At 42.1% G+C, this 12,593-nt stretch carries 10 protein-coding genes; all 10 read right to left on the bottom strand.

Features of this window, described 5'->3' with window-relative positions; genetic code table 11:
• Nucleotides 1–900: ParB/RepB/Spo0J family partition protein (locus tag E7204_RS03890; RefSeq protein WP_295181728.1), on the bottom strand; the 900-nt coding region annotated here is incomplete at its 3' end.
• On the bottom strand, nucleotides 893–1,654 hold the full coding sequence (locus E7204_RS03895) for an AAA family ATPase (RefSeq protein WP_295181729.1): 762 nt from the start codon (nucleotides 1,652–1,654) through the stop codon (nucleotides 893–895). The genes E7204_RS03895 and E7204_RS03890, both read right to left, overlap by 8 nt.
• 479 nt (nucleotides 1,655–2,133) lie before the next feature.
• On the bottom strand, nucleotides 2,134–2,997 hold the full coding sequence (locus E7204_RS03900) for a methylenetetrahydrofolate reductase (RefSeq protein ID WP_295181731.1): 864 nt from the start codon (nucleotides 2,995–2,997) through the stop codon (nucleotides 2,134–2,136).
• Between the two features lie 117 nt (nucleotides 2,998–3,114).
• Complete coding sequence (locus tag E7204_RS03905) at nucleotides 3,115–5,541, bottom strand: homocysteine S-methyltransferase family protein (protein ID WP_295181733.1); 2,427 nt, start codon at nucleotides 5,539–5,541, stop codon at nucleotides 3,115–3,117.
• A 138-nt stretch (nucleotides 5,542–5,679) separates the two neighbouring features.
• The gene (locus E7204_RS03910) at nucleotides 5,680–6,372 is read right to left on the bottom strand and encodes a vitamin B12 dependent-methionine synthase activation domain-containing protein (protein ID WP_295181735.1); all 693 of its coding nucleotides are present in this window, start codon (nucleotides 6,370–6,372) and stop codon (nucleotides 5,680–5,682) included.
• 300 nt (nucleotides 6,373–6,672) lie between these two features.
• Nucleotides 6,673–7,398: a 16S rRNA (guanine(527)-N(7))-methyltransferase RsmG gene (gene rsmG, locus E7204_RS03915; RefSeq protein WP_295181737.1), complete on the bottom strand. Its 726-nt coding sequence runs from the start codon at nucleotides 7,396–7,398 to the stop codon at nucleotides 6,673–6,675.
• 8 nt (nucleotides 7,399–7,406) lie between these two features.
• Nucleotides 7,407–9,284, bottom strand: coding sequence for a tRNA uridine-5-carboxymethylaminomethyl(34) synthesis enzyme MnmG (mnmG, locus tag E7204_RS03920; protein ID WP_295181739.1), 1,878 nt, complete (start codon nucleotides 9,282–9,284; stop codon nucleotides 7,407–7,409).
• Nucleotides 9,285–9,464: 180 nt separating this feature from the next.
• Nucleotides 9,465–10,853, bottom strand: a complete 1,389-nt coding sequence (gene mnmE, locus E7204_RS03925; RefSeq protein ID WP_295181741.1) for a tRNA uridine-5-carboxymethylaminomethyl(34) synthesis GTPase MnmE — start codon at nucleotides 10,851–10,853, stop codon at nucleotides 9,465–9,467.
• A gap of 64 nt (nucleotides 10,854–10,917) precedes the next feature.
• Nucleotides 10,918–12,036 (bottom strand): RNA-binding cell elongation regulator Jag/EloR, encoded by a 1,119-nt coding sequence (gene jag / locus E7204_RS03930; RefSeq protein WP_295181743.1) that lies wholly within the window; start codon nucleotides 12,034–12,036, stop codon nucleotides 10,918–10,920.
• Between the two features lie 2 nt (nucleotides 12,037–12,038).
• Nucleotides 12,039–12,593 (bottom strand): YidC/Oxa1 family membrane protein insertase (locus E7204_RS03935; RefSeq protein WP_295181745.1); only part of this gene is annotated, 555 nt, incomplete at its 5' end.

Below are 12,593 nucleotides of genomic sequence, written 5' to 3' on the forward strand. Positions count from 1 at the left end.
ATAATCTATGAGATAGTTTAACTCCTCTTCACTACGGAAGGCTATCTCCATTTTCCCTTGTACCTTATTACCTGCTTTAACTTTAATATCTACGGGCATGCCGAGACTCACTTTTAAGCGATCCATAATAGCCCGTAACTCAGCTGTTTGCTGAGCTTTCGTTCTTGCTTTGCCCTGTTTACCATAGGTGCCGTCAAGCATTTGCTTCACCAATGTTTCCACCTGGCGAGCCGTTAATTCTTTTTCTTTAATTAGCTTTAATGCTTCTTTTTGTAATTCTTTATTTTTTAAACTCAATAGTGGTCTGGCTTGACCAATAGAAATATCGCCAAGTGATAATTCTGTAAGAATAAAATCCGGCAGCTGCAGTAGGCGCACCATATTGGCCACATGAGAACGACTGCGTCCCAAGCGAGTGGCAATGGCCTCTTGCGTCTTTTTAAACGTATCCATAAGGCGCTTATACGCATATGCCTCTTCTACAGGGTCCAAATCTTGACGCTGTAAGTTTTCCACTAAGGCGATTTCCGTAATCTGTTCCATACTGTAATCTTTAATGACAACCGGTATGGTCGTAAGTTCCGCCAGCTGGGCAGCACGCCAACGGCGTTCGCCCGCCACTATTTGATATTTATCATCCATTTTACAAACTACGATAGGTTGAATCACACCATACTGACGAATCGATTCCACCAATGTTGCCATTTCATCTTCTAAAAAATTACGACGCGGCTGATTCGGATTAGGCTCAATTTCCGTTAATGGCAATTCAACAATTCCCGTTTTAGCGGCTTCATCAATATCAGCTGTGGCCGCCGATGCAGTTTTCGGCTCATCTTGCGGCAGCAAGGAAAGTACACCTCTGCCGAGACCACCTTTTTTCTTACTGTCTCTAGGCATTTTTGATGACCTCCTTGGCTAATTTCATATACACTTCGGCCCCCTTAGATTTCGGATCATAAATAATGATTGGTTCGCCATAGCTGGGAGCCTCACTTAAACGCACATTCCGAGGGATGATAGTTTTATACACTTTAGTGGTGAAGAATTTTTTAACTTCATCCGCCACTTGAATCGATAAATTAGTACGACCGTCAAACATGGTTAACAATACACCTTCAACTTCAAGTTTTTCATTCAAGGATTTTTTAACCAAGTTAACGGTATTAATCAACTGGCTAACTCCTTCCAGTGCATAGAATTCGCTTTGAATCGGAATCAATACACCATCAGCGGCAGTCAGCGCATTAAGGGTGAGCAAATCGAGTGATGGCGGGCAATCGATGAAGATAAAATCATAGTCATCTTTTACTTCTTTTAACGCCTTTTTCAAAATATGCTCGCGCTTTGGTAAGTTTACCAATTCAACACCGGCACCGGCCAAATCTATGGATGCAGGTGCAATCTTCAACTTCTTAAGAGCTGTTGGCACGATAACATCATTCATCGTCATGCCATTGATTAAAACATCATAAATACAAAGCTCTAAATTATCTTTATCAATGCCAAGTCCGCTTGAGGCATTTCCCTGTGGATCCATATCAATAAGCAGCACTTTTTTGCCTAATTTCGCAATACAAGCACTTAAATTAACCGATGTGGTCGTCTTGCCGACTCCACCTTTTTGATTTGTTATGGCTATTATTCTTCCCACAGGCTCACCTCATTTTCTTAATACAAATACACAAAAATATTATACCATACTCCCCGAATAAAAACTTGTAAAATAGGACATTTTAATCATTTTTTAAAAATTGTTTCACGTGAAACAATTGAATTTTTCTTTGTTTATAAAGCGATGTTACATTAAATTCAAAACAATACGCACATTTAATTGCGTGGCGATTTGTTTCACGTGAAACAATCCAACTCATCTTCAAATTTTAAAATTCTAACATTAATTTTATTCCTCCCGCATCAGTTCTATAATTCGAGCATTAATGTTTCACGTGAAACAATCCCCCTATAATTTTAAAACCCAACAAAATGTTTCACGTGAAACATTTACGGTGAAAATTAAATATCATTCACATTGTTTCACGTGAAACAAAAAACGATTCGTCACCTTAATAACGAATCGTTTTTTTGTCATTCAATTAAAATAAGTTTGGTAAGTTTAGCAAAGGAATTTTATTACACATGGTCAATCAGATATAAAACAGTCTGTATATCATTGAGTGGCATAATATGAACACCTTGAGCTACTTTCTTTATGGCCAGCAATGTTTCCAAGGCAATTTCAAGTCCTGCCTCTTTGCCGCCTTTTTCCATACGGTCTAATATATCTTCCGTCAATGAAATTCCTGGTACCTTCGTATGAAGGTATGTGGCCATTTTAAAACTTTTCAAAGGAATGAGCCCTAACATAACCGGAATTCCTAAAGGAGCTACCATGTCAATAAAACGTTTAGCCTTTTCTAAATCATAAATCGGTTGCGTCTGAATAAAATTAGCACCCGCCTCTACCTTGCGAATTATTTTAGCTTTTTCCTCTTCTAAGTCATCAGCCCCCGGATTACCTGTTGTGCCAATGTAAAAATTTGTTGGCACTTCAAGTTCATTACCGGCCAAGTCAAAACCGCTGTTTAAAGTGTGAGCTATTTTCAATAAGCCCATAGAATCCACTTCAAAAACCGGTTTTGCATCAGGATGGTCCCCTCTCGAAGGTTCATCACCGGTTAAGGTTAAAATATTATTAACGCCCAAAGCAGCAGCCCCTAAGAGTTCTGCCTGCAATCCTAAAATATTTCTGTCACGACAGGTAAGATGGAATATGGTATCAATCTGTGCCCGATATTTAATTAAATGAGCCAAAGCAATCGGACTCATGCGAAGTTTGGCCATCGGGCAATCAGCAATATTAATAGCATCCACTTTATCTAAAAGTTGTGCCGCTTCCTTAAAAGTTTTATTTGCCGAAGCACTTTTCGGCGGGTCCAATTCAACCGTAATGGTAAATTGTCCGGCTTTATGTTTTTCACGTAATGATGTAACCATCTAAATCCCCAACTCTCTCTTATAATTAAGCAAATTTTACCAGTCGATTATAATGCCGGGCTTACTAATACTAGCCTCGACATATTTAACGATAGCTGATAATAAGTAAAGAAATTATCAGTCGTCTCCAAGCAGTTTTTTTACAATATTAACGGCCGTAATCCCATCTTTGGCATACGAATCAGCCCCTGCCTTATCAGCATATTCCTGTGTAAGTACGGCACCGCCCACAAGAACCTTAGCCGGTAAACCTGCTTCGCGAATAGCTTCAATCGTCACATCAATCATAGGCATCGTTGTTGTCATAAGTGAACAAATCCCTACGACCGTAGCATTTTCACGTTTAACGGCCGCTACAATTTCTTCCGGATCCACATCTTTCCCCAAATCAACTACACGGTAACCGTTATTTTCGAGTAAAGCTGCTACGATGTTTTTTCCTAAATCGTGAATATCACCTTTAACAGTCGCCACTATAACCGTATCTCGAGTTATGCCGCCGGAGTCCGGTAACACACGTTTAATTGTTTGGAAAGCACCTTGCATAGCTTCGGCAGCCAACATTACCTGTGGTAAAAAGACTTTACCGGCGCCGAATTTTTCCCCCACCACATTCATCGCTTCCGACAAGGCATGTTTTGTTATTTTCAAAGGATCAACACCATCAGCCAACGCCTTTTCTACTAATTCAATAACTAATTCTTTTTCCCCTTGTTCAACAGCATGCTGAATATTTTCTAAAGGATCATCACTGTTAAAAGAAACCGTGGCCACTTTTTTAGAAGCAGAACTTGTAACTGTACCTTCTTCGTCCAAGCCGTAATCAGCAATGAATTCAGCCGCGGCCGGATCAAAACCGAGTAATGTTCGTGCTGCCACAAAGGCTTTTTTTACAGTCGCATTTAAAGGATTAAGAATTGGTGCCGTCAAACCATGAGATAAAGCCATAGTCAAAAATTGGCTGTTTAAATATGGTCGCTGCGGCAAACCGAAGGATACATTGGATAAGCCCATAACGGTTGGAAAGCCGAATGTTTCTTTATACATCGCCAAGGTGCGAAGTGTTTGTACCGCACTGTCCTGACCACTTGCCAAAGTTAATACAAGCGGATCTAATAATAAATCCTGACTACGAAGACCATTCTCATAGGCGGCAAGTACAATTTCTTTAGCCAATTCCACTCTTTGTTCCGCCGTAGCCGGCAAATCACCACGGCCCAATGGTAAACATAAAAGGGTTGCCCCATAGCGTTTTGCTAAAGGCAATACTTGGGCCAATTGTTCCGGTTCCGCATTTACAGAGTTAATCAAAGGACGACCGGGATACATTTTTAACCCCGCTTCCATCGCAGCCGCATCCATAGTATCAATGGAAAGGGGCACATCTACGAGCATACTGAGTTCCATAATAGCCCGTTTCATTATGTCCGCCGGATCTACATCAGGCACGCCCATATTAACATCCAATACATCCGCACCGGCTGCCACTTGTGCCAAAGCATCACGTTTTACCATGGCAAAGCTGCCCTCTTTAATTTCTTTGGCCAATACTTTACGACCGGTCGGATTAATACGTTCACCGATAATAATCGGCTTTTCCGTATGCCCCACTTTAACAAAACCGGTACGACTGGTAAAGGCCGTAAACGGTGCAATTTCAGCTCGTTCTTTAGGTGTATGATTACCGGCCGCTTCAGCGATGGCCTTAATATGTAAAGGTGTACTGCCACAACAAGCACCCACATAGGTTGCCCCTGCATCAAGTAAGGCCGGTACATAAGAACCCATTTCTTCCGGCGATAAAGGGAATACCGTTTCCCGACCAACCAGCATCGGCATACCCGCATTTGGCTGAGCACTAATCGGTAAGTTAGTAACCGAAGCTAAGCGTTCGACTAACGGTATAAGCTGTTCCGGTCCTAAAGAACAATTAATACCTACCACATCGGCTCCCATGGCATCCATTAAAATAGCTGCCACTTCCGGCGGTGTCCCGGTGATAGTACGACCGTCTTCACTGAAGGAAAATTGACAAATAATCTTAACGTCCTCTTTAGTTTTATTTAATTTTTCACGAGCATCACGAGCAGCCAATAAGGCGGCACGCATTTCCTGCACATCTATAATTGTTTCAATGATTATGAAATCCACACCCGCTTCAATTAAAGCTAAGGCCTGCTCATAATAAGTATCATAAACTTCATCAAAAGAAATCTGTCCCAACGGCTCTATGAACTGGCCGGTAGGCCCCATGGAACCGGCTACTTTAGCTGACGGTTTTACCTGGGCAATCGCCTTTTTAGCTGCCTTAACGGCGGCGGCATTAATTTCCGCCACACGATGTTCCAAACCGTAATCCGCCAATTTTAAACCACAGGCCCCAAAGGTATTAGTCGTTACGATATCACTGCCGTTTTTTAAATAGGCCGCATGAATCCCCGTTACTACCTCCGGATGTTCCACATTAAATAATTCGGGACATTCACCCTCCACTAAGCCCGATTGTTGGAGCATAGTGCCCATAGCACCGTCAAATATATACATACCTATCGCCTCTCTCTGTTCCTGTTAACTCATATATTATCTATTAAAATTACTGTAATTGCTTTACCTTATTAAGCTTCCGAAATTACTATACTTTCTTTAATTATCCAACCGGCTATACCTACTTTAATTTCTTAACTACACTTTGCGTGATGCACAGTTAACCTGACTGCAGGAACTGCAACCCCGTTTAATCCCCGGGCGTACATCACCGTTTTTTTCACAATCAAGAGCCCCTTTGGGAATGCAACCTATAATAGCTGTTACCGATTTGCGTGGAAACAGCAAGAATGTGTCCGTTACTTCAAGTCCTATATGACTCGTCCCAATAATGGCCGCTAAATCTTTTTGCACATTCAGATTCCAATTACCGTAACCGGGGCTGAATCGCCATGTCGTAGTATAACCCGCTTTAGCTGCTTCTTTCTCAATTAAGTCATTCACTTGATTCGCAACCTGTTCAACCGCCGTTGTGGCAGCCGCATCGACTAACAAGCCTAAGGTATAATTATTTTCTTTAAAAAGCTCAGCACTGCGCAGCTCTACACCTTCCCCAATGGTAACAGCCAAAACATATACTTTGTCCGCTTTTTCTAAATGTTTGCGAATCGAACTGCCTTCTACGATTAGGGGCGGATTACTTTTTATCGTTCCCGTAGCGGCATCATAGTCATAAACTTCATAAACACCCTTCGGTTCCGCCACCAATTGCACTTCCAAACAAGCATCGGTTACATATTGTTTAGGAAAATCTGTTGCCTGGCGTAAGCCCGCATATCGTATTGTTTCTGCCACATCTATCTGTGGTAAACGACCATTGTAAATAGCCATACGCCTCGCTCCTCTCATCATCTTTCGCAAAAATTTTCAGCCATCTGCACTTATAATCTATATAAAAAACTATTATAGATTTTGCCTATAATCTATAATCAACAAATATGGCCAACACATAAAAATATGTTACCTTTATTACCTTTTGATGTCAATAAAAAACCCCTTGCTAAAGGCCTGTAAACATATACATATCAAATGTACTTGGTTATAGGTTAAACCTTTAACAAGGGGTAGTTTTATTGTATCTTACCGATTTTATACATGCAGTAAGAACTTTATCTTATCAATATTAAGTTTTTAAACTAAAGGCTTAGTCTTAATATCCTTTGGCTTACGAGGATATAACTTAGGTGTTACACCTGTTTTCTTAATATAAATAATAGCCCGCTTATCATCGAGCGTTGGCAATTGTACCGGTTTTACCTGTTCAATGCTTCCTTTTAAAATCTTCAACGCTTTCGACGCTTCGGCCATTTCTTCCTCATAGGCGGCGCCTTTTAAAGCTACCATATACCCATTTTGTTTTACATACGGCAAAGCCCATTCGAGCAGTACCGGCAAGCGCGCCACCGCCCGACTGGTCACGAGATCGTACGCTTCACGATGCGCCGAATCATGGCTTATATCTTCCGCTCGACCATGTAATGTTGTTACCTTATGTAATCCCAATTTTGATATAACATCACTGAGGAAATTAAGTCGTTTTTGCAAGGAATCGAATAATACAATTTCTAAATCAGGACGCATAATAGCGAGCGGTATACCGGGAAAACCGGCGCCCGTTCCCAAATCAAGAAGTTTGGCCCCTTCTTTAAATATAAGCGCCTTATCATCCAAAGCTGTGAGGGAGTCTACAAAATGCTTCACCGCTACTTCGTGCGGATCCGTAATGGCCGTCAAATTGAGATACTTATTGGTTTCAATAAGCATTTCATAATAGGTCGTGAATTGACTTAATTGATCGGTTGTAGCCGTGAAACCGGCCGCCTTTAATTGAATCGCCAAATTATCGGTAAAGTTCATAGCCCCTCCTACTGTTGTTGTTCACGACGATATTGTTCTAATTGGATTAATAAAACCGACACATCCGCCGGTGATACACCGGAAATACGACTGGCTTGGCCGATGGAATGAGGTTTAATAGTATTTAATTTCTGCTTTGCTTCCAAAGAAATGCCTTTCATGGAATCATAATCCCAATCGGCAGGAATAATCTTTTCTTCCAACTTGCGAACTTTTTCTACCTGTTCCATTTGCTTTTTAACATAGCCTTCGTAGGTAATCATAATGTCGATTTCTTCTTCTACATCAGGACTGTAACGTTTTAAATCAAAGGCATCAGCCACATCGCCATAGCTTAATTCATTACGTTTTACCAAATCATAGGCAGTCATACCGGTTTTAATATGAGCGGTACCCATAGATTCCAAGAGTGCCTGCACTTCTTTGGTTGGGTTAATATTTCGTGCTCGTAAGGCTGCTACACCTTCTTCGATTAACGATTTTTTATTCAAGAACCGCTGATACCGTTCATCTGATACGAGGCCGATTTCACGACCTTTTTCAGTCAAACGAAGGTCCGCATTATCCTGACGAAGCAATAAACGATATTCACTGCGACTCGTCATCATACGATACGGTTCTTTAGTACCTTTCGTTACCAAGTCATCAATTAAGACACCGATGTAGGCTTCGGAACGGGACAAAATAAACGGTTCTTTACCTTGCAAATATAAAGCCGCATTAATACCGGCCATGAGACCTTGAGCAGCCGCTTCTTCATAACCGGACGTACCGTTAGCCTGACCGGCGGAATACAAACCTTTAATGTGTTTTACTTGAAGAGCCGGCGTCAATTGCAACGGATTTAAGCAATCATATTCAATGGCATAAGCAGGGCGCATGATTTCTACATTTTCAAGACCCGGAATGGTGCGCAAGAATTGATACTGCACGTCGATTGGTAAGCTTGTACTCATGCCCTGTACGTACATTTCATTTGTGTGATTACCTTCCGGTTCTACAAAGAGTTGATGACGGTTTTTATCACTGAAACGAACTACTTTATCTTCAATGGATGGGCAATAACGAGGGCCCGTACCTTCAATGATACCGGTATACATCGGTGCCCGGTTTAAGTTGCCGCGAATGATATCATGGGTTTCTTCCGTAGTGTAGGTAAGCCAGCAAATCTGTTCATTGCGGTCGGTCCAATCGGACATGAAAGAGAAGGCGCGGTACTTGCTGTCGCCCGGCTGTTCTACCATGTGATCCAAAGTTAAAGAACGTTTATCCACACGAGCCGGCGTGCCTGTTTTAAAACGCATCAATTCAATGCCGTTTTTACGAAGCGAGTCAGACAATAATTCGGCTGTACGCTGACCGTTAGGACCGCCGGTATAGGTCAATTCACCAAGAATAATCTTACCTTTCAAGTAAGTACCGGTGCAAAGAATGATAGCTTTCGCTTCATACACTTCGCCAAGTTCACTCAAAATACCTTTTACTTCACCATCTTCGATAAGAAGTTCGTTTACCATAATCTGTTTTACATTCAGATTATCCGTATTTTCAAGAGTTTCTTTCATCAAACGCTGATAGGCTACTTTATCGGACTGAGCGCGCAAGGAATGCACGGCCGGGCCCTTGCCCATGTTCAGCATACGCATCTGAATGGCTGTAGCATCCGCGTTAATAGCCATTTGACCGCCTAACGCATCCAGTTCATACACCAAATGACTTTTACCCGGACCACCTACGGCCGGATTACAAGGCATCAAAGCAATATTATCTAAATTAAGAGTTGCCATAAGCGTGCGCTGACCCATACGGGCTGTAGCCAAGGCCGCTTCGCAACCGGCATGACCGCCACCGATGACAATGACGTCATACGTATCTACTGTATACATACTATCTCCTATCCCTCTCTCGAGGCACTACTGTTCAGTAATTTTATACCAACCTCATTTGAGGTCTGTAATTTACATTATAAGCAAATTCAGTTGTCTAAGCAAAAACCTATATGACAACCAAGAAATTACCAAAAGTTTTACTTAAGCAAAATAGTCAATTTTGAAATTTATACTATTTTATTTACCTAAGCAAAAACGACTGAATAATTCATCTACTAAGGATTCGCGCAAACTGTCCCCCGTAATATCCCCCAGTTGCTCCCAAGCAGTGCGTACATCAGTAACGATAAAATCAACCGGCAAGCCGGACTCAATATTATGCAAAGATTGTTCAATCTGCGATTTAGCCTGCTCCATCAGCGTAATATGGCGTACATTGCTGAGCATAGCGGATGATTCATTTTGAACCGTACCGCCATAAACGAGTTCTTTGACCGCATCAGCCAATACATCCATACCTTCACCGTTAGCAGCACTAATCGGTGCAATAGCGGCAAATTGACCGTATTGAGCCACCGTATCGGCCGTAATAACCGCACCCTTATCGGCTTTATTGAGGAATACGATAGTATTCTTATGAGAAGCTTCACGTAAAATAGCTTCTTCCTCCGCCGTCATGGGCTCCGATGCATCAATAACGCACACTACGATTTGAGCTTTATCCAAATACTCTTTAGCGCGATCCACACCGAGTTTTTCCACAATATCATCGGTCTCACGAATACCGGCTGTATCAATCAAGCGAACCGGAATTCCTTCGATAGTAATGGCTTCTTCAATGCTGTCACGGGTGGTGCCCGGAATATCCGTAACGATTGCACGGTTTTCACGCAAAAGAGCATTCATAAGGCTCGACTTACCGGCATTCGGACGTCCCACAATAGCCGTCATAATGCCATCACGCAATAAGCGCCCGCGGTTAGCCGTAGCCAATAATTGATTAATTTTAGCTAAAATAGGCCGCAATTTGTCAGCCGTTTCATCCATCGTGAGTTCTTCAATATCTTCTTCCGGATAATCGATGGCCACTTCCAGATGTGAGATTAACTCTATCAACTGCTCTCTGATGGTGCGGATCATCCCCGCCAAAGTGCCATCCAGCTGCTTTACCGCTACAGCCAAAGATTGTTCCGATTTTGCCTCTATAATATCTATAACAGCTTCCGCCTGAGTAAGGTCGATGCGACCGTTTAAAAACGCCCGTTTCGTAAATTCACCCGGCTCGGCTAAGCGAGCCCCCTGACGAAGCAATAATTTCAAAATTTCACGCACCACGATAATCCCGCCGTGGCACTGTACTTCTATGACATCCTCCGCCGTAAACGACTTTGGACCTTTCATTATTAAAACAAGGACCTCGTCCAGAATTTCATCTTGTTTCTGAGGATCTATAATATGACCATATTGAATGGTTCGATTCGGCCGTTTTTCTAAAGGTACGGTTCCCTGCGCTTTAAAAACAGAACCAACTATTTCAAAGCAACGAGTGCCACTGACGCGAATAATGCCAACCCCGCCGATGCCGGGTGGCGTCGCAATGGCAGCAATCGTATCTTCTGTGTACATGGTGTTCTCCCTTGTGTAAAAATAAAACCCGATCATAGATCGGGTTTTATGACTCGCACATAGCTTATCGTTTATAAGCAATGACTACGTGACGATACGGTTCTTCACCTTCACTATCAGTCACAATATGTACTTCGTTTTGGAGCGTTAAATGAATAATTTTACGCTCGAATGCACTCATCGGTTCCAAGGAAATCTTTTGACGATTTCGTTTTACCTTAGAGGCAAGGCGTTTTGCCAAATTAACCAATGTTTCTTCACGACGAGAGCGATAATTTTCTACATCCACGACGATATGGCAATGACCGGCTACTTCTTTATTAGCCACCAAGTTAGTTAAGTATTGAATGGCATCCAAGGTCTGACCATGTTTGCCGATTAAAATACCTAATTCTTCACCATGAATCTGGAATGTGATTTTCTCAGCCGTCATCATTTTTTCGATTTGAACGGATAAGCCCATTTTGCTAAACATATCTTGTAAGAACTGTTTACCTTTATTGGCAATTTCCATCTGTTCTTCTTTAGAAACCGGTTCACGTTGCGGTTTTACAGCCGCTGCAACGGTAGTTGCCGCATCTTCCGCCGTTTCTTTAGCATCAGCTAATTTATCGGCTACAGTGTCTTTTACATCAACCGCTACATCTTTTGCCTGTGCTTTCGCATTGGTAATTTTTGCTTGTGCCGCATCAGCTGCTTCACCTAAATGTTGCTGTGCTTTTTCAGCCAGTTCGGCAGCTTGTTCTTTCACTTCTCCGAATTTTTGCTGTGCCAATCCAGAAACTTCACCGGCTTTTTGTTGAGCCACTTCCGCTACTTCATTGAATTTTTGCTGTGCTGCTTCGGCTACTTCTACAGCCGTGCTTTTAGCGTCAGCTACTTTTTCCTGCACAAATTCAGAAGCATCGGCTACTGCTGATTTTGCTTCCGCAACTTTAGTCTGCGCTGCTTCTTGCATATCAGCAGCTGCTTTTTCAGCCGCAAAAGCGACTTTTTCAGTCAACGGAGCTTCTTCAAAATATAAACGCACTAACGCATCGCGACGACCAATACCCAAGAAACCGCTGGAAGGTTGTTCCAATACTTTCGTATCGGTTACAACCTTACCGTCAGCTTTAAGCTGTTCGGTGCCTTTGGCAACGGCATCAGCAATCGTTTTTGCTGAAACTTCAATATAATCCATAATTAAGCCTCCTTATTATCGTTGCGATAGATAAAGAATTGCTGAATCATTTGGAATACGTTTGATACAACCCAGTAAATAACCAAACCGCTTGGGAAATTCAAGCTGATATAACCAATGAATAAAGGCATGAAAATCTGCATTATCTTCTGTTGGCCGGCACCAGCACCGGTAGCATCTTGCGCAGTTTGTTTGCTCATTACAAATGTAGAAAGAGCACTTAATACAGGTAAAATATACAAATGATCCGCTTCACCCAAGCTTGGCAACCATAAGAAGCTTTCGTATGCAGGATCATATGGATAGCCTTGCAACGCGTAGAAAATAGCAATTAAGAATGGCATTTGCACCAATAACGGTAAACAACCGGATAAAGGATTAACACCTAATTCCTTGTACATCTTAGCAATTTCCTGTTGTGCACGCTGAGGATCATTCTTATATTTATTCTGAATCTCTTTCATTTTAGGCTGCAATTTCTGCATGCCCTTCATAGATTTGACCTGTTTAGCCGTCAACGGCGCCAGGATTGCTTTAATCCCGATGGTCATAATAAT

Source organism: Veillonella sp. (assembly GCF_015058545.1).
Lineage (GTDB): Bacteria > Bacillota > Negativicutes > Veillonellales > Veillonellaceae > Veillonella_A.

Excerpts from the sequence above, each read along its gene's own strand:
- E7204_RS03905 (WP_295181733.1), bottom strand. The coding sequence starts at position 5,541 with ATGTATATATTTGACGGTGCTATGGGCACTATGCTCCAACAATCGGGC.
- rsmG (WP_295181737.1), bottom strand. The coding sequence starts at position 7,398 with ATGAACTTTACCGATAATTTGGCGATTCAATTAAAGGCGGCCGGTTTC.
- E7204_RS03910 (WP_295181735.1), bottom strand. The coding sequence starts at position 6,372 with ATGGCTATTTACAATGGTCGTTTACCACAGATAGATGTGGCAGAAACA.
- mnmE (WP_295181741.1), bottom strand. The coding sequence starts at position 10,853 with ATGTACACAGAAGATACGATTGCTGCCATTGCGACGCCACCCGGCATC.
- mnmG (WP_295181739.1), bottom strand. The coding sequence starts at position 9,284 with ATGTATACAGTAGATACGTATGACGTCATTGTCATCGGTGGCGGTCAT.
- E7204_RS03900 (WP_295181731.1), bottom strand. The coding sequence starts at position 2,997 with ATGGTTACATCATTACGTGAAAAACATAAAGCCGGACAATTTACCATT.
- jag (WP_295181743.1), bottom strand. The coding sequence starts at position 12,036 with ATGGATTATATTGAAGTTTCAGCAAAAACGATTGCTGATGCCGTTGCC.